This window comes from Bradyrhizobium jicamae (genome assembly GCF_001440395.1).
GTDB lineage: Bacteria > Pseudomonadota > Alphaproteobacteria > Rhizobiales > Xanthobacteraceae > Bradyrhizobium > Bradyrhizobium jicamae.
This window is the reverse complement of the sequence record NZ_LLXZ01000113.1, coordinates 1-15,721: the sequence shown is the minus strand read 5'-3', so window position 1 is coordinate 15,721 and position 15,721 is coordinate 1. Positions and strand designations below refer to the sequence as shown.

Below are 15,721 nucleotides of genomic sequence, written 5' to 3'. Positions count from 1 at the left end.
TTGCAAATCATGTCCGGGAGACCACCATGATTGCTCGGAAGACTGCCCGCTTTCTTCTGAAATACGCGTCGAGCGATCCGCTGAAGCTTGCCAATATCGTACACCGCCGTGCGATCGAGCAGTTCAGAACACCGCCGACGGGCCTTGCTAGAACGCATTTCGACGGCGTGCAGTACGAGATCGACATGTCCATGCATCGGATGATGAAGAAGGACTTTTTTCGTACTCACGAAATGTTTCTCGAACGCATCTTCAATCGCTGCCTGGCTCCTGGCAGGACTTTCGTCGATATCGGCGCCAATTGCGGCTACTGGTCGGCCTATTCCTTGTCGCTCGTGGGCCAGAGCGGCGAGGTGCACGCCTTCGAGCCGGTGCCGCAATATTTCACCTTTGTTCGTCGGCTCGCCGAGCTCAATTCCAGTTACCGGATTATCGCCAATCAGGTTGCCTGCGGCGCGCGGTCGGGCACCTTCACGATGGCCGTCGTCCCGCCATGCGCTGAGAATTTCGACAATTACGATATCAATATCGGGTCGACTTCACTTGCCGCCGGTTTTCTCGACCATGCCAGCGAGCTCACGGAAGGTCTCACCGTTGAGGTTATTGCCTTCGACAATTATGCACGCGAGCAGAAAATCGACCTCGATCGCGTCGGCCTGATCAAAATCGACGTCGAGGGCTTCGAAACTGAGGTATTCGACGGCATGCAAAGCGTGCTGGCAAAGAGCGGCCAGAAAGTGCCGATCCTTTGCGAGGTCCTCACCGACCTGGACCGTTCCAAGCCGCTGGACGGTAGACGGATCATTGAACGCCTGGAGGGGTTCGGCTACCGCTGCCTCGATGCCGCGCATTTGCGACCGATCGATCGTGATGCGCTTGGCTTTGAGGAGAACATTTTCTGCCTCTGACACTTGCCTCACTCATTGCTCATATGCGTCTTTCAACGGGCCTCTCCACCCGGCAAGAATGGTTTACGATAGCGCGTCGACGTGCAGGTCGATGCGCGTCCGAGTCCTCTTTGGGAAGGACTAAACCGCTCGCGCGGTAGGCCGTTGCGACTGGCGGCACGGTCAAGCTGATGGCGCGGCGGGGAGTCCTGTCTTGAGATTGAGGGGTTTCGACAACCTCTCTCAACACAGGAGCTTCGATGACCGAGCAGACCATCAGTCCGTTGCGCCAGCGCATGATCGAAGATAGGCGGTCCGCAGGTTGGCGCCGAAGACCCAGCAGAGCTCATACAATCTCTGCAAAAGCAATACGAGTAGTAAGCGACATCATATTTTTGTCTCAGCGCTCGAGTTCCTTCAGGCGCCGCTTAGCCCGCGAACGCAGATTCTCTTCACTATTCGAAAAAATACGCATTCTTTACGCGAAATTCTGCCTTCAACCATGGTTCCGTCACACGCGGAAGCGCGTTAGAGCAGGTCCACTGGGCTTCTGATAGGCAGTCCGGCGCGCCAAGCGTTTTCAATGGTCTTTTCGACGAAATGCGCACGGTGTTCCGCAGGCGGTAACGCTGATAACCGCTGCTATCTCGGGATTGCAATGCGTGAGGGGATGGTCTCGCGGTACGCATAGGGGGAGCGGTTCGGCCTCCGGGTTCGCTGATTTTCAGAACAGGTGTCTCGGGGCGCGATTGGACGCGTATTGGGCTTCATGAGCAGGAACAGGCGAAAGGCCAAACGCGTTCAGTTCGGGCACGACTATCGGGCGACTCTGGTGGCCGCCGATGGAACGTGGCGGCGTGATTGCGTTCTTATTGATATTTCAGAGACAGGAGCCCGCCTTCGGATTGACGGATCGCCCGACCTCCTCAAGGCACGTCAATTTTTCCTGCTGCTTTCGACTACGGGCCTGGTCTTCCGCCGGTGCCAATTGATCCGGTTGGAGGGGTCGGAAGTCGGCGTCGCGTTCATAACGAGTCGCACTCTTCGCGCACGCCCCTACACACCGCCTGGCGCTGCCTCGGATTGACTTGATGGAGCTAATCTGCGCCCATAGCATACCCGACTTCGATACGGAATTGCTGCTGGCGTTCGAAGCCACGCAGGCGCCGTTTCGCGACCGGCATGGCTTCCTGCTCTATCTCACCGACGCCAGCTCTCGAGGAGGAGAGGTTTTTCCGTCTGAAGGCGCGAGAGGCCCTCATCTGGCTGAATAAGACGCCGCATGCATAAGGATCATTCTGGGCGCTAGGTCAGCTTCTTAGCTTTGGATCTCGCAGACATTGGAGGAGGGGTGTTAATGCCGCAAGGCGCGCCCCCTTGCAGGCAGGCGCCCCCCGAACACTTTGCGGCTCCGATCCAGATGCCTAGCCCGCTGACGACGGCACCGGAAATGCCATTTGAGGCTTCCGATCTCCTTCACAACCTTATCGGAAACGTGCACAGCCCTTCTCAATTCTGGGACGGTAACAACTCGATCTTTATCCGGTATCGTCTCTGTCATGCTGAAGTCGCAGCTTCTGCAGGTGCTGCATCACGCATGAAGGCAACAGCCAGCCCGATGCCGATGAGGCCAACCAGGATGGACGCCGCAGCGAGGGACAAGACGCCGCTAGTCTCGACAAGGATGCCGCCGAGAAAAGAGCCAATGGCGATGCCTGCGAAGGTGGTCGAGCTATTCATTGCGAGCACCAGCTTCGAGCTATCTCCGGCCAGGCCGAGGAGCCGATGCTGGATCGGGACCAGGTACATGTAGCTCACGTTGCCCCAAAGGAAGGCGACGATTACGGTTAGGGCACCATGCTGTCCGAACGCAACCAAAGCTACGAGCAGGATCAGTTGTGCGCCCACGGCCGCGATGAGGACTTTATAGGGGCCGAAACGGTCAGTCAGAACGCCGCAAGCTGCGTTTCCCGTCACGGCTCCGAAACCGTAGGCAAAGAGCGCGGCCGAGAGCAGCGGCACCCCAGCAAGCAGAGAACCAGTGATGAAGACGCTCACGTAGGAGTAAACGATGAACTCCGAAACGACGATCAATAGTGTCACGGAAAGGATACCGTAGATAGCCTTGGACAAGTCTTTCGAGGTCGGGCCTTTTCCGCGCTCCGGCGCCTTGGCAGGTATACCACACATCATCGGGGCAAAGATTATCAATGCCAGAATCCCAGCAATGACGACGAAACCAAAGGCGAAGCGCCAGCCGATAGCCTCTGCGATCCAGCTGGTCGCCGGAGCGCCAGCAACCTGGGAAACGGTCATGCCGCCGAAGATGAGGGACAACGCGAACCCTTTGCGAGCGGGCGGCAGGAGCTCGGCGGCCAATGCGGTAGCCGCCGGAGTGAACATCGCCGCACCATAGGCCGAAATGACGCGACCTGCGGCAAGAGTTAGGAAGTTCGGAGCGATCGCGCAGATCAGGTTGCCGATGATGAAGATCGAAACGGACAGGATCTGGACATTGCGGCGGCTCAAGGCCCTGAACATCCAGGCGTTCAGCGGCGCGAAGACGGCGTAGCAAAGTGCGTAGATCGAGATAATCCAGCCGGCGGTGCCAGCTGAGATCGTGAGATCACGAGAGATCACATCAAGCGCCCCGATGATGACAAACGTGTCCAGGCCGATTGCGAAGGCAGCAATGGTCAGAGCTGCAATGACGAGTTTCGTTCGCGCGTCGGGAAGGGATGATGTCATGACGGTGCTCGTTCAAGTTATCGTGATGTATTCAGCACGTCATGCTACTCAGGATAGGGGCTGGCGATGATCGTACCGGTGTAGCGGGACGGGGCCGTATAGCAGCCACGTCGTCACCACCTCGCCGATTTGCTGCATGATCTCGAGCTTGTCGGAATGTTGGATAGCCGATCTGCTGTAAGCGATCCCCGCATCATACACGCCTTCAAGGCGATTCTTCTCGACAACCGGCTTTGTCGTTTCGAAAATCAGCTGATTCCAAGCATTCTTGTCGATACACCCCATCGTTGGTTCAGGGAGACCCAGCGTCCCAAAGCACATGAAGCGGCGCCCATTGGCGCTCAAACGCTCATTTCATTCTCATCTAAAAATGGAAGTTGCACGCATTAGCACGACAGCTTCGGCACGGCGGATCATTGCAAGGCGGCAAGTGCGAGATACCCTCGAATAGACGAGCCGGTCGAACTCGCCAGAGGCAAGCACCTGCACGCTGCGCGACCCCGCAACTGCGTCATGGCGTTCCCGAATGAGGCCGAGCTTGCTCACTGGCAGCTCGCCTGCTCCGCGGTTTGGTAATGATGGCCAGGAGTGCCAGGACGCACTGACCCACGGCCAGGAGCAGCCGACACCCCACCGCGAGCTCGCAAAGCGCTACAAGATCGTAAGCTAGAAGCTACTCCGGCGCGGTGGCGATTGCGGGTTCATTCGACCGATGCGGATTTGTGCCTCCATGCAATGCGTCCAGCTTGGCGATGGCCGTTTGCTAGCTGGCACTGCCCGCATCGCGAGACGGTGCCATAGCCCTTACTCCTTGCTTTCCGATGCTGGCCACGTATGACTCCGGCAAGCCCATCTTCCGGGCGACCGCTCGCAGGTCAGCTGCGTAGCTGGGATTGGTCGTCTTTGCCTGCGAGATAGTTGGAAGATTGAAGCAAAGCGCAAGCTCGGCCGTGCCGTTGGCAAATTGGACGAGAACGGGTTCAGGTCGATAGGCTGCGACGCTCGGCCCTGAAAACAGCCGATCTAACTCGCCGTGGGTAAGAGTCGCGGTTGTGCCGTAGACCCGCCCGTCCGGATCGGCCAGCAACGTCGCCCGATCTCCCAGCCTCAGTGCAAACCGCTCAATATAGGCCTGCCTGACATTGGCCGGCCGAAGACCTTTTGCCTCCAGGCCTTCCGGATCCATGAACAGACCATAGAAAAAAACCGTCACTCGCTCCGCCATGGAGAAACTGTAGCCGTTCCCGTTCTCAAAGAAAAACCAATCGACACTGTTAGCTCGCCCTCGATCACAGCCTTGATCGAAACGCGTCCATCGCATGCGCCATTAGAATGCTTATGCTCCAAGTGATGAAAGTCCGTGAAGTGCCGAATGTATACACGCTTCTCTTGGCCTCGTTAAAGGCGTGAGCGCTTGTACAGTCAAAATGATTTCGCAACCACGAACTTTTGGCCACTGTCTGATGAGTTTGAACCACAGTGGGCAAGATGCGCCAGCTGGGACGATCGCGGACGTGCCATTCCCAGCGGCCATCTGCAGCCTGAGAAGCAGCCGGACGCGGTTCTCGAGGCGATCGGTCGCCTCTCGCGCGCAACCTGCGATGCAGCTTCACACATCCTGCAAAGCAGAAAACCATCCATTCCGTTCATACGATCGACGATGTCGCAAAAAATGGGCCCTTCGAAGAGATCTTCGTATTCATCGCGCAGAAGATTACCCAAAACGTGGCGCCGCTCAAAATACATGCAGCAGAGAGTAACGTCACCGTTTGGGAGAAGAACATTCCCATACTGTCGTTCGTCAGCACATATCAGTGGACCGACGACTGGCTGGCATGATTTAACGATCTTCGGATCGACGCTTCCAGCGCTCGCAAGCGTCGTGGATCCCGCCCGCTCATTCCTACAAGTGTCGTGAAAATCCGGATGCCATGGCCACACGCGTAAGCGTGCTCGACCATTTCGGTGCACTTCGGATCGAGCCAAAGCTCCGAGTAGCCGGCAAAACTAATATCGACAGCTGCTGGTACGCGCCCCACACATCGCTTGAAATCTTCAAGGCAAAGATGCTTCACATGAGATACTGCTCTTTGCCGCTCGGCGAACTTGTCCTGCGGACAATAAGAACATCCGACGATACAGCTGTCGTCGTAGTTATTTCCAAGATCCTGCCGCGGGGAATGGCAGAGCGGAAGTACGGCAAACTCATCGGGTGTCACTCATCCACTTTCCTGATTGGCTCAAATATCCGGAACAAACGGGATTTTCGACGAAGGTCGACCCTCGCTATATTACTTTGGACAGTCGTCACTGAGGCCGGGGGGAAGCGTCCGGCCTTCAGAACGAGCAGCCGGAATCCACTTCGGGCGATCTCGCGAGCGACTATCGAGCCAATGGCACCAATCCCCGCTACACATACATCAATGGCATTGCTGGTCATTGTCTCACCTCTGACAAGAACCATCGGCCGTGGGGACTGTCCACCAATGGGCAGCTCAATAGGGCCATGAGATTTGTCACAGCCACTGTTGAATGTAAGGCCGTGCCATCGCCAGATACCCGGAGGTGTCTCCGTTCGGGTTGCCAGAGACCCTCGCGACCTACTTTGAAATCCTACAACATTACGCTACGTACGATTCAAGCCCCTTGAAGAGGAGCAGAATGGTAAGAACGCTCGCATTCAAACGAAACCTGACCGCTTCATCGCCGCCTCCAAGCGTTTTCCTGTAGCGGGCGGCCGTGGTCGGCATCCGGCGTGTGCAATTCCGATTGGAAGTGCTCGCGATCACGCTGGCAGGGCCGGCATCCGTCCGTTCTTGTCCCCGCGTAAGGAATTCCCGAAGTATCGAAGGCCAATTTCTCTTGGATGCCGCCTCGCGACGATTCACACAAACTCATTCTGCCGCTGGCGCGATTTGAGCGGCTCACGCTAAGCCATCATCGTCCAACGGCCCAAATGCGAGAAGAGAAGCGAGATGGTTGCTGCCGCCCGCAAACTGGCCACGTCAGGTTACGCGCTCGAAGTGGATGGTCGATTGAAAGCCGAATTTGCGACCAGAGACGGAGCAAAGTCAGGGGCAGAGGAGCTGAAGAAGCGCTTTCCAATGCTTCGGGTTAGAATCTACGATGCGCAGACGATGACTCGAGAAGAGATATCGCTTCCACCAGCTTAGATGCCCATGGAAGAGGTTTGATGCGCGTGCGGCAGGTGGCGCACAATGTCTCGACCATGTGGCTTGGTGCGTTGCGCCATATGCATAATAAATCTATCTCTCGCGGGAGCCGCTCGGCTCCGGATCCCGCCGCGCTCCGCGCCTGCGCTGCGCCGATCCTCCTGCAAGTGCCTTAACAGGTTTCAGGACGGCAGTTGGTCCCGCGTCCCGCAGAGGGGCGCCGCTATGCTGACGTTCCTGCGGCAGCTTCTTCTGCAGGCTCATGCCCACAAAGTCGCTCCGCTTTGCCTCGCTAGGAGAGCATTCAGATCAGGTATTGGCGAAGTCCCTTGCGGCGTCCGAGCGATCAGCCGGCCACCGCAGAGTAAGAGGTCGGCCGGAATTTCCATGACGGGTTAAAAGTCGCGAGAGAAGCTCGCGGCGCCCGTCATGGAGATAACCCATGACCCAGCTGAATGTATTGGACGCCACTTGCGGTGAGCATGGCGGCTACAAGGTGGATGTGAGACGAGGGGAGCGGATTGGCCGCGTGTCCTCCGAATGGTTCTCCCGGCCGGCGGACGAGAGGTACCTGTCGCTGTCAGAGCTACATGCCACCGTGCGCGGCCGGGCCGTGCGAAGCCGCACCCGGACGGCCGAGAGCTCCGCGATCAGGGTGGAAGCGAATCGCGATGAGGCGGAGCGGCTGACCCTGTTGCTACCGGGCGAGGATGTGCCCCTTGCGCCGACTCACTGGAGCTTCGGTCAGCTCACGACCATGGTTGGTGCGCCGTCCACCTATTTGCGCCAGCTCCCAGCACCTCTCGCTGCCATCAATCTCCAGTATGGGCTAACGGCGCATCGCGCCGAATTGATCAAGACCCTCGAGGTCGAGGACGGACGCGTCGAATTGCGCGCAGTCACTGGCCCCGACTACGGTCGCATCTACGACCATGAACTGGTCGCCGCGGTCCAGCAGATAGCTGGCAACGGCACCGGCGATACACGCTGGAAGGTCCCTGGTGTGCTCGACTGGTCGACGGGCATCTATAACCCGCGGGTCGATGTCACGAAAAACACCACCACGCTCTATGCCTCGGATCGTGACGTTTTCCTGTTTCTGGTGGACGATCTCACCCCGATCGAGGCGGGCAAGCTGCCGGACGGTTCGCCCGACCTCTACTTCCGCGGCTTCTATTGCTGGAATTCCGAGGTCGGCGCCAAAACGCTTGGCATCGCGAGCTTTTATCTCCGGGCCGTCTGCCAGAATCGCAATCTCTGGGGCGTGGAGGATTTTGAGGAAATCACCATCCGCCACTCGAAATACGCCGCCTCACGCTTCGCCCACGAAGCCGCACCTGCGCTCACCCGCTTCGCCAATTCCTCGCCCATGCCTTTCGTTAACGGCATCAAGGCTGCGCGCGAACGCATCGTTGCGCGCACGGACGATGATCGAACCGAATTCCTGCGCAAGCGTGGGTTTGGTAAATCAGAGACGGCGAAGATCATTGAGACGGTCCTCGCCGAGGACGGCCGCAAGCCCGAAAGTGTGTTCGACTTCGTGCAGGGCATCACGGCCGTTGCACGCGACAAGCCGCATCAGGATCTCCGGCTCAATCTCGAAGGGCAGGCGAAGAAGCTGCTCGACCGGGTCGTCTGACGCCGGTTGGATCGCTCGGCGGTTTCCGCGCGGGCCCACTTCAATCTTTGTGTTTCTGTTTCGGCGTCGCCCTCGAGAGGAAGAGGGCGGCGCTCCGCTTCGTGACGGACCAGGAGTTCCAGAGAAAGGCTCTGGATCGTCCGTCGTGGAGCAACTTCAATGGCTAAATCTGTTCAGAAGATCACGCTCAGTCAGTCCCGTGATATTCCCTTCAGGCTGGTGCTCAGCCAATCGAATGTCCGCCGCGTCAAGGCGAGCGTCTCGATCGAGGAGCTTGCGCAAAACACCGCGCGCCGCGCGCTCCTCCCGGGCCAATTACCGTGCGACCGGTTTATCGGGGCCTAACCATGTCAATCCAGGCATCTGATCTCGCCCGCCGACTTGCCGAGCAGGTCGAACTTGTCTGTCGCCATTATCTTTCCAACGGCCGCCGCGTTGGCCGCTATTGGATCGTCGGAGACGTACGCAACACACCTGGCCGGTCGATGTATGTTCGGCTGCGCGGAGCTAGTGCAGGGAAGGGCTCCGCTGGCAAGTGGACCGATGCGGCGACCGGCGAGCACGGGGATCTGCTCGACGTCATCAGGGAAAGCTGTGGGCTCCTTGAATTTGGCGATGTCCTCGCAGAGGCTCGACAGTTTCTCAACCTGCCGCGGCCTGAGCGTGAGCTGGAGTCAAAATCCCCGATTACGCCCGCTCCAGTCGGCTCACCGGAAACGGTGAGGCGCCTGCTGGCGATGTCAAAGCCCATCCATGGCACGATCGCCGAAACGTATCTTCGGACGCGCGGCATTTCGGCCTCGCACGGTACCGCGAGCCTTCGCTTCCATCCGCGCTGCTACTATAAGCCGGATGATGTTTTGCCGACAGAGATCTGGCCCGCGCTGATCGCCGCCGTCACCACTCTCAATGGCGTCATCACCGGCGTCCATCGAACCTGGCTTGATCCTTCCGGTCGCGGCAAAGCGCCAATCGAGACGCCGCGTCGCGCGGTGGGTTTTCTGCTCGGAAACGCAGTCCGATTCGGTGTGGCAAATGACGTACTCGCTGCGGGTGAGGGCATAGAGACCATGCTGTCCCTGCGCTGCGCTCTGCCGACTTTGCCCATGGCATCAGCACTTTCGGCCCGCCACCTCGCTGCCATGTTGCTTCCTCCGGATCTGCGCAGGCTCTATATCGCACGTGACGCCGATGCGGCTGGCGACGCAGCGGGGACAGTTCTGATGCAACGTGCCGAAGCAGCAGGCATCGAGGCGATCGCATTATCGCCTCGGCTCGGCGACTTCAACGAAGATCTGCGCACCTTCGGCATCGACGACCTCCGGGCAACCCTGCGCATTCAGCTCATGCCGGAGGACGTCGTCCGCTTCTTGCCTTCGGCGACCAAGGTGTAGGCTAGCCCGCTCGAAAGCGAAGTCGGAGATCGGTCAAGCGGGGGTCTTGGCCGATCAGCGCCGCGCCGGGCCTTCCAGAGGGCGATCGGACGGCAAGCGGGGCGGACCGGCAATGGCTGCGGTGCGGCTATTTTCCGCCGGCGGTGATCGATGTTCAAAAGCGACGTCTTGGCAATGCCGCCTTTGCATCGCGAAGCAAAATAGCCACACCTCTCCCATCCTCCGCTTCGCTTCGGCCCTCCACTTCGCTTCGGGTTCTGGTCCGGCCCGCCTGCCGTCAGGTGATCGCCACGAAGGCCGCGATGGGCGCGGCCAATCCGGCAAGGGACCTCCTACCATGACCGATCATGACGACGCCAAATTCGAACCGCCGCACGGCTCATCTCCAACCGACCACGTTCTGACCGAATTGCAGCTCTACGGTTATCGTCCATACAGCGACGAGCCAGATTCAAGGCCGCTTCCCGAGGGCAAGACGATCGCAGCCGCAGTAGCTGATATTTTCGACGCTCTGGTCGTCACGCTAAATGACACCCGCATGGAGCCGGATCTGGAAGACCTGCTATGGTCGGCCGTCAATCTGTTCCATCGCGCGACGTACCGTGTCGAGCGCGAGCTCGATGACAACGAGCAGGCGCAGCGGAAGAGCCAATGTGAGCAGGACGGCTCTGAGGTGCGATCGGTCGAACTCGAGCGGCTCACTGCGGAAGGAATTTCGCTGGTCGAGCGTCGAAACTGCTTGGAGCTCTTTCGAGACCTGGCCATCGAGCAGTTCGAAATCCATATCCGCTCACCCTGGCGGCCCCGATCTGGATCGCTGGTCAACCATCAGTCACTCACCGCAGCGATGATCGATTCCAGAGACTTCCTCGCTGCAAAACGTCGCGCCGAGACAGAGCCGCTGTTGCCGGCCGGACCTAAGATCGCACTCACGGGTGGCCTCGACTTCAACGACTATCGCCTGATCTGGGACCGTCTCGACAAGGTTCACGCCAAGCACCCAGACATGGTCTTGCTGCACGGTGGCTCGCCCAAGGGGGCCGAACTGATTGCCGCCAAATGGGCAACGAACCGCAAGGTGCCGCAAATCGCCTTCAAGCCCGACTGGGTCAAGCACGCCAAAGCAGCACCGTTCAAGCGCAACGATGCGATGCTGGCGTTAATGCCGATCGGTGTCCTGGCCTTTCCAGGCACCGGCATCCAGGACAATCTCGCCGACAAGGCGAGGCGGCTCGGAATTCCGGTTCGGAAATTCGGCGACGGCGGCGCGTAAGCGCCGTCATCTCGTTTCCGACGCAACAGGATCGCGGCGTTCGTCTTGCTCGCTGCATATTCTCTTAATCGGTGGACGATACGACCGAGGGATTTGTCTCGCATCTTGATCTGGTGTCAGTTAACTTTCGCCAGCGCCGTGGTGGTGGAAGGCGCGACCCGTCACATCTTTGAACGGAGCGCACCACCATGCTTGCCATTGGACTCATTCTCAACATCCTCGGAATCGGTGTGTTCTGTTGGCTCATCTTTGAGCTCACGGTGTACGCCCTTCCATTCCTCGTTGGTTTTAGCATCGCTAGGGCGGCGCTTCAAAGCGGCGCCGGAATTATTGGCACCCTTCTTACGGGCATTGCCGCCGGAGCCGCGGCGATTACGATCGGTCAACTCGCATTTGCCGCCCGGCCGCTGATCCTCCGCAAGCTGATAGGCGCGGCTTTCGTCGCTCCGGCGGCACTGGCGAGTTACGACCTAATTCTTGCGGTCTCTCAGATCGGCGTTCCGTCGCTGCTCTGGCGTGAGGTCTTCGCCTGGATCGGGGCGATTTGTGTCGGTGCGACCGTATGGAGCCGCCTGGCCCTATATGCCGGGCTACGCTCGTTTGACTGGGGCAGTGCGGTCCGGAGCGAGATGCGCCAGGAGTGATGCTTCTCCATAAGCGTTCTCGAACAGAGTCGTTGAAGCGCGGGGCGGAGCTCTCCAGTTTGCGGTGTGGTAAAGGCGGCATCTTCGAAGCGCCACACGACCAGTATGGCGATCATTCGGCACCGAGTGCAGTGGACGGGTGCTCGTTTGCGATAGGGACAGTATCCCAGCAGGATCCCGTGTTTCCCGCACGCGGTTTATTTCCTTGCGCTGGAAAAAGTCGACCTTTTACATGCTGAAGCCTAATGTTTCCTTACGTCTTCTCCTGGGCTGTCCAGCCCGCGGACGCACCTGGCCTCTTGTGGCTTGATCTGGCCGAAGACCGGCTGCGCCTCTCTCGTCTGAGCCGCAACGCCATTGGTGCGACTTTCTTCCCCTGGGCTAACGCCCATTCCTCGCGAGGCAAGAAAGTCGCCCCAAAGGCGTCCTCCGTTGCACTTCGGCCCGTAAGCGGGTGCGTCGCCGATCGCCTTCGGCCTGTTCATCGCCATCGAGGCCGCGGTGGTCGCGGGCTCGAAACAAGGAGAAGTGACATGGCTACCATCGGTTCTTTCAAAAAGGTCGGCAACGATTTCCAGGGCGAGATCATCACCCTGAGCCTGCAGGCCAGAGGCGTCCGCATCGTCGCCGAGCCCAACCGCGCAAGCGAAAACGCTCCCAGCCACCGCGTCTACGTCGGCCGGGCGGAGATCGGAGCGGCCTGGTCGAAGCGCTCCGAGGAGGGCCGTGACTATCTCTCGCTCAAGTTGGACGACCCCTCGTTCAACGCCCCGATCTACGCGAACCTGTTCGACGAGGAAGGCGGCGAAGGCTATACGCTCCTTTGGTCGCGGCCGCGGAAGAGCGCAGAGTGAGAGCAACCTGCCAGGCCCCGCCCGGTCTTCACCGGGCGGGGCCTTCCTTGGGATCGGTCAGCCCGGCAGGCTTTTCCTTCCAGTCGCATTTGCGCCGTTGCAGGTCGGCCACTCGGGATTCCGTTTAACGTTTTCTTTACTCAGGTTTAGCGCAAACGATTCGACGCAGAAGCTCCATTCCCGCCTTACGGACGGCTCGTCTGAGTCGCTGAAGAGTCAAGCTCACAGCAGCAAATTAGGCCGATAACGATCGGCGCGACTCGCTCTATAACTCTGCCCACAGTAAGTCTGGATCGTATCATGGAGCCGAATGATGGCGTATTCGTTCAACGCGTTTCACGATGAAGGCGCAACGCTCAAACGCATCTGCGTCGCTCAAGCGATCGTCTGCCTTTCGGCGCTGACATCGACTGCCTTGCTGCTATCGAAGCTCTTGCCGACGATGATGAATGGCTTTCACTAAGTGCTTACGGTATCACTGCGTTGAAGACCGCCATCGTTGGCCCAACAGCCAATAAGCCAAAAGCCGAACCGCATAGCGCAAGGCGTATGCGATTCGGCTTAGGTGTTTCGTTGCTCATCTACTCAGAGCGGTTAAACCAACTGCACCAGTGGCTAACACCGATGCGCCTGGATAGATGATAGCTCGTTGTCACGGAAAGGAGCTACTTTTTCTTCTTTTTAGCTTTTTTGGCAGTCGCCTTTTTTGCCTTCTTCGCTTTCTTAGCCATGTGCCCTCCATCATCCTCATTTAAAATAGTGCAGGCCGGGAATCGGCATGCACTACTGAAAATATAACATCAAATTTGCAATATTGGCATTGAGACATGTAGCTCACTCGCTTAGAGCTTTCGAACCGCTTGTCTCTCCCAGGAGGCAATGCACGGCACAAAAGAACAGTGCCGCAACGCAATCTCTGAGAGCCGTTCTATTGCCCCATTTGGCCCGAACGATCCTCGCTGAAAAAGCTATCTGCGGGGGCGGCTATTGAATCATTCCGTCGGTTCTTCGCGTGGTCGCATCGATGACGAGGCGCTTACCTGTGGAGCCGCCGACTACGATGGGGCCGACTGGGCGTGGGAGTTCTTACGCCGAAATGAAGACTATATCGCCGACTGGCGAAGCTCCGTTCCGCGGCACCTGCCATGCATTACATTGAAGGACGGCACGCGGCTGTTGCGCCTCAGGCAGCGATTTCCGCGTGCGGAGAAGTGGGGGCTTTTTGCCTTCGCCGATCCGAGACGCTGCGCCCTTGACGCAACCGTAGTCTGGCATGCCAAGGCCCTGAAACGCGTGGTCCGGCTGAGTGCAAGGATGCCGAATGAGGACAGTAGTACCATGACGCGCGCGCTCGCCGACTTCAATGGCGAGCGACTGGCGGTGATTGATACCGAAGGCGTTCAGCACGTTTCGATCAAAAACCTGGGCGTTCGCGTCAATGTCGAAATCAAAGGCCTTTCCGTCCTGACCGCGCCATTTGCTGCGATCTTTGAACTCCATGACCTCGACGATCTCTCAGGGCAGGCCGAGGTCCTGAAGCGTCTTCATCGGTTCACTGATACCGATGTTACAACCCTTCAAAGATCAACGCTTTCAGGGGACGAACGGCTCCGCCAGGCCCTGATCGCGCTCGATGGAAGCCTGAACGGCAAGACGTATCGGCAGATCGCGATTACTCTCTTTGGAGATAAGAAAGTTGCTGAGGAATGGCTGGGGCCTAGTCAGTTCTTGAAAGACCGCACGCGGCGCCTCGTCGCGAAAGGCACCGAGTTGATGAAGGGCGGTTATCGCGATCTCCTGAGTTAGACGATTCCGCCATTTTCGCTTTGACGAGTTTTGCTCGCGTGGGATGGCGAAACAAGGTCCGCCATCTTCGCCACTCCAAAAATGGTCCCGATCTGACGACGCTTCCCCTTGCACCTCTTGGTTGTGCGAGATTCGATAAGGGGACGTTGGACGATGACAAAGAGTGACGACATGGAACCGGAAAAGCGGTTCCTCAACACGGTGGAAGCTGCCGCCTGGCTCCGGCTTACCAAAAACACCCTAGAGAAGATGCGGGTGAACGGCAGAGGGCCCGCTTACCGCAAGCACGGACGCTATGTCCGCTACCACATCGAAGATCTCGTTGAATGGTCGCAGGCAAGCAAGCGGAGGTCGACCTCCGATGCAGATTGATCGCGCAAGACTGTGGCGGCAGGCCAGCATTCTTTCGGCCATGTGCGCCGGCATCATCACTCTTCTAATGTCCTCTGCACCCTCGGTGCCGCTCTTAATTTACAATGCGTCCGGCAGCGCTCCGCCGGGCCTCTATTATCTGGAGCAACGCTTACCAGTGCGCGGCGAACTCGCCGTCTTTAAGCCGCCACCCGCGATCGAACTCTTGATCATCGCGCACAAAATCTCGCCTCTCCCCATACCTCTTCTGAAGCGGGTCGAAGCGAGCGGTGGAGACGAAGTCTGCCGCGCGAAAGAGCCGATCGGCACCATGTCCATCAATGGCAAGGTCGTCGCTGAGGTACTGGAGAAGGACCGGGAGGGGCTGCCGCTTCCGTCCTGGGAAGGCTGCATGAGGCTCGTCGAGGGGGAATTTTTCCTGCTGCAGCCGCATCCTCATTCGTTCGACTCGCGATACTTCGGGCCGGTCCTGCGTTGCGATGTCTTGGGCGTGGCGCACCCGCTCTGGACTTGGAAGTCGGATATTTGAAGTGGCTCACGACGACGATCGTGCGCGTCGGAAAACGGGCGCGCACCACTTCACCCTTACCGTCGGGCCGCCGTTCGGGCAGATCGCGAGCTCGGGCGGCAACCAAGCTCTTCCATTTAGATCAACGTTGAAACGAACGTAAGCGTCCGGCGGCTGCACATCGAGCAGCTCGTGACATCAGTCGTCAGTTTCGAGGTTCGCGGGCGCCCCGTGACGGACACTCGGTTTGCATTCGAAACGCTGCAAAACGGTCATGACACTAAGACTTTCGGGTTTGCTGCTGAAGGACCCTCGCTCACGAGGCAAGGGTTCGCGGAGGAGTGCGATAATAGCGTGCTGATGGCAAACGGGCGATGCCTTCGGCCCGCGCTCTACTCGTCGCTTCGCTCCTCACCGAGCCAC

General features: G+C 58.7%; 18 protein-coding genes. 13 read left to right on the top strand and 5 right to left on the bottom strand.

The window, feature by feature from the left end:
• The first annotated feature begins 26 nt into the window (after positions 1-26).
• The 3 genes from CQ12_RS18205 to CQ12_RS18195 all read left to right on the top strand — a co-directional run bounded on the left by CQ12_RS18205 (position 27) and on the right by CQ12_RS18195 (position 2,161).
• Positions 27-908: an FkbM family methyltransferase gene (locus CQ12_RS18205; RefSeq protein ID WP_057836684.1), complete on the top strand. Its 882-nt coding sequence runs from the start codon at positions 27-29 to the stop codon at positions 906-908.
• A 748-nt stretch (positions 909-1,656) separates the two neighbouring features.
• Positions 1,657-1,974: a PilZ domain-containing protein gene (locus CQ12_RS18200; protein ID WP_057836683.1), complete on the top strand. Its 318-nt coding sequence runs from the start codon at positions 1,657-1,659 to the stop codon at positions 1,972-1,974.
• Positions 1,975-1,978: 4 nt separating this feature from the next.
• The gene (locus CQ12_RS18195) at positions 1,979-2,161 is read left to right on the top strand and encodes a hypothetical protein (protein ID WP_157088299.1); all 183 of its coding nucleotides are present in this window, start codon (positions 1,979-1,981) and stop codon (positions 2,159-2,161) included.
• Positions 2,162-2,444: 283 nt separating this feature from the next.
• Here CQ12_RS18195 and CQ12_RS18190 read toward each other — a convergent pair whose 3' ends face one another.
• The 5 genes from CQ12_RS18190 to CQ12_RS46410 all read right to left on the bottom strand — a co-directional run bounded on the left by CQ12_RS18190 (position 2,445) and on the right by CQ12_RS46410 (position 5,854).
• The gene (locus CQ12_RS18190) at positions 2,445-3,635 is read right to left on the bottom strand and encodes an MFS transporter (RefSeq protein ID WP_057836681.1); all 1,191 of its coding nucleotides are present in this window, start codon (positions 3,633-3,635) and stop codon (positions 2,445-2,447) included.
• A gap of 48 nt (positions 3,636-3,683) precedes the next feature.
• Complete coding sequence (locus tag CQ12_RS18185) at positions 3,684-3,980, bottom strand: hypothetical protein (RefSeq protein ID WP_157088298.1); 297 nt, start codon at positions 3,978-3,980, stop codon at positions 3,684-3,686.
• Positions 3,981-4,398: 418 nt separating this feature from the next.
• Positions 4,399-4,848: a gamma-glutamylcyclotransferase family protein gene (locus tag CQ12_RS18180; protein ID WP_157088297.1), complete on the bottom strand. Its 450-nt coding sequence runs from the start codon at positions 4,846-4,848 to the stop codon at positions 4,399-4,401.
• Between the two features lie 209 nt (positions 4,849-5,057).
• Positions 5,058-5,381 (bottom strand): hypothetical protein, encoded by a 324-nt coding sequence (locus CQ12_RS46415; protein WP_245309984.1) that lies wholly within the window; start codon positions 5,379-5,381, stop codon positions 5,058-5,060.
• Positions 5,382-5,446: 65 nt separating this feature from the next.
• On the bottom strand, positions 5,447-5,854 hold the full coding sequence (locus CQ12_RS46410; protein ID WP_245309983.1) for a hypothetical protein: 408 nt from the start codon (positions 5,852-5,854) through the stop codon (positions 5,447-5,449).
• A gap of 756 nt (positions 5,855-6,610) precedes the next feature.
• On the opposite strand from CQ12_RS46410, the gene CQ12_RS18175 reads away from it, so the two are divergent.
• The 10 genes from CQ12_RS18175 (at position 6,611) to CQ12_RS18130 (ending at position 15,319) form a co-directional block, all read left to right on the top strand.
• Positions 6,611-6,808: a hypothetical protein gene (locus CQ12_RS18175; protein ID WP_057836678.1), complete on the top strand. Its 198-nt coding sequence runs from the start codon at positions 6,611-6,613 to the stop codon at positions 6,806-6,808.
• Positions 6,809-7,250: 442 nt separating this feature from the next.
• A complete protein-coding gene (locus tag CQ12_RS18170; RefSeq protein ID WP_057836677.1) occupies positions 7,251-8,447 on the top strand; it encodes a hypothetical protein in 1,197 nt (398 codons plus the stop codon).
• Positions 8,448-8,606: 159 nt separating this feature from the next.
• The gene (locus tag CQ12_RS45100) at positions 8,607-8,792 is read left to right on the top strand and encodes a hypothetical protein (protein WP_057836676.1); all 186 of its coding nucleotides are present in this window, start codon (positions 8,607-8,609) and stop codon (positions 8,790-8,792) included.
• A 2-nt stretch (positions 8,793-8,794) separates the two neighbouring features.
• The gene (locus CQ12_RS18160; RefSeq protein ID WP_057836675.1) at positions 8,795-9,841 is read left to right on the top strand and encodes a DUF7146 domain-containing protein; all 1,047 of its coding nucleotides are present in this window, start codon (positions 8,795-8,797) and stop codon (positions 9,839-9,841) included.
• A gap of 337 nt (positions 9,842-10,178) precedes the next feature.
• On the top strand, positions 10,179-11,114 hold the full coding sequence (locus CQ12_RS18155; protein WP_057836674.1) for a DUF2493 domain-containing protein: 936 nt from the start codon (positions 10,179-10,181) through the stop codon (positions 11,112-11,114).
• Between the two features lie 188 nt (positions 11,115-11,302).
• Positions 11,303-11,758 carry a hypothetical protein gene (locus CQ12_RS18150; protein WP_057836673.1) on the top strand — a complete coding sequence of 152 codons (456 nt, stop codon included), beginning with the start codon at positions 11,303-11,305 and terminating at the stop codon, positions 11,756-11,758.
• Between the two features lie 533 nt (positions 11,759-12,291).
• Entirely contained in the window at positions 12,292-12,612 is a 321-nt protein-coding gene (locus CQ12_RS18145) for a DUF736 domain-containing protein (RefSeq protein ID WP_057836672.1), read from the top strand.
• A gap of 987 nt (positions 12,613-13,599) precedes the next feature.
• Entirely contained in the window at positions 13,600-14,418 is an 819-nt protein-coding gene (locus CQ12_RS18140) for a DUF2285 domain-containing protein (RefSeq protein WP_157088295.1), read from the top strand.
• A 171-nt stretch (positions 14,419-14,589) separates the two neighbouring features.
• On the top strand, positions 14,590-14,790 hold the full coding sequence (locus CQ12_RS18135; protein WP_245309982.1) for a helix-turn-helix domain-containing protein: 201 nt from the start codon (positions 14,590-14,592) through the stop codon (positions 14,788-14,790).
• Complete coding sequence (locus CQ12_RS18130; protein ID WP_057836669.1) at positions 14,780-15,319, top strand: S26 family signal peptidase; 540 nt, start codon at positions 14,780-14,782, stop codon at positions 15,317-15,319. The genes CQ12_RS18135 and CQ12_RS18130 overlap by 11 nt, the downstream gene beginning before the upstream one ends.
• Positions 15,320-15,721: the final 402 nt, after the last annotated feature.

Coding starts and splice junctions, on each gene's coding strand:
- CQ12_RS18150 (WP_057836673.1), top strand. CDS start 11,303: ATGCTTGCCATTGGACTCATTCTCAACATCCTCGGAATCGGTGTGTTC.
- CQ12_RS18190 (WP_057836681.1), bottom strand. CDS start 3,635: ATGACATCATCCCTTCCCGACGCGCGAACGAAACTCGTCATTGCAGCT.
- CQ12_RS18175 (WP_057836678.1), top strand. CDS start 6,611: ATGGTTGCTGCCGCCCGCAAACTGGCCACGTCAGGTTACGCGCTCGAA.
- CQ12_RS18130 (WP_057836669.1), top strand. CDS start 14,780: ATGCAGATTGATCGCGCAAGACTGTGGCGGCAGGCCAGCATTCTTTCG.
- CQ12_RS18160 (WP_057836675.1), top strand. CDS start 8,795: ATGTCAATCCAGGCATCTGATCTCGCCCGCCGACTTGCCGAGCAGGTC.
- CQ12_RS18155 (WP_057836674.1), top strand. CDS start 10,179: ATGACCGATCATGACGACGCCAAATTCGAACCGCCGCACGGCTCATCT.
- CQ12_RS18200 (WP_057836683.1), top strand. CDS start 1,657: ATGAGCAGGAACAGGCGAAAGGCCAAACGCGTTCAGTTCGGGCACGAC.
- CQ12_RS18135 (WP_245309982.1), top strand. CDS start 14,590: ATGGAACCGGAAAAGCGGTTCCTCAACACGGTGGAAGCTGCCGCCTGG.
- CQ12_RS46415 (WP_245309984.1), bottom strand. CDS start 5,381: ATGTATTTTGAGCGGCGCCACGTTTTGGGTAATCTTCTGCGCGATGAA.
- CQ12_RS18170 (WP_057836677.1), top strand. CDS start 7,251: ATGACCCAGCTGAATGTATTGGACGCCACTTGCGGTGAGCATGGCGGC.
- CQ12_RS18145 (WP_057836672.1), top strand. CDS start 12,292: ATGGCTACCATCGGTTCTTTCAAAAAGGTCGGCAACGATTTCCAGGGC.
- CQ12_RS18195 (WP_157088299.1), top strand. CDS start 1,979: ATGGAGCTAATCTGCGCCCATAGCATACCCGACTTCGATACGGAATTG.
- CQ12_RS18205 (WP_057836684.1), top strand. CDS start 27: ATGATTGCTCGGAAGACTGCCCGCTTTCTTCTGAAATACGCGTCGAGC.
- CQ12_RS45100 (WP_057836676.1), top strand. CDS start 8,607: ATGGCTAAATCTGTTCAGAAGATCACGCTCAGTCAGTCCCGTGATATT.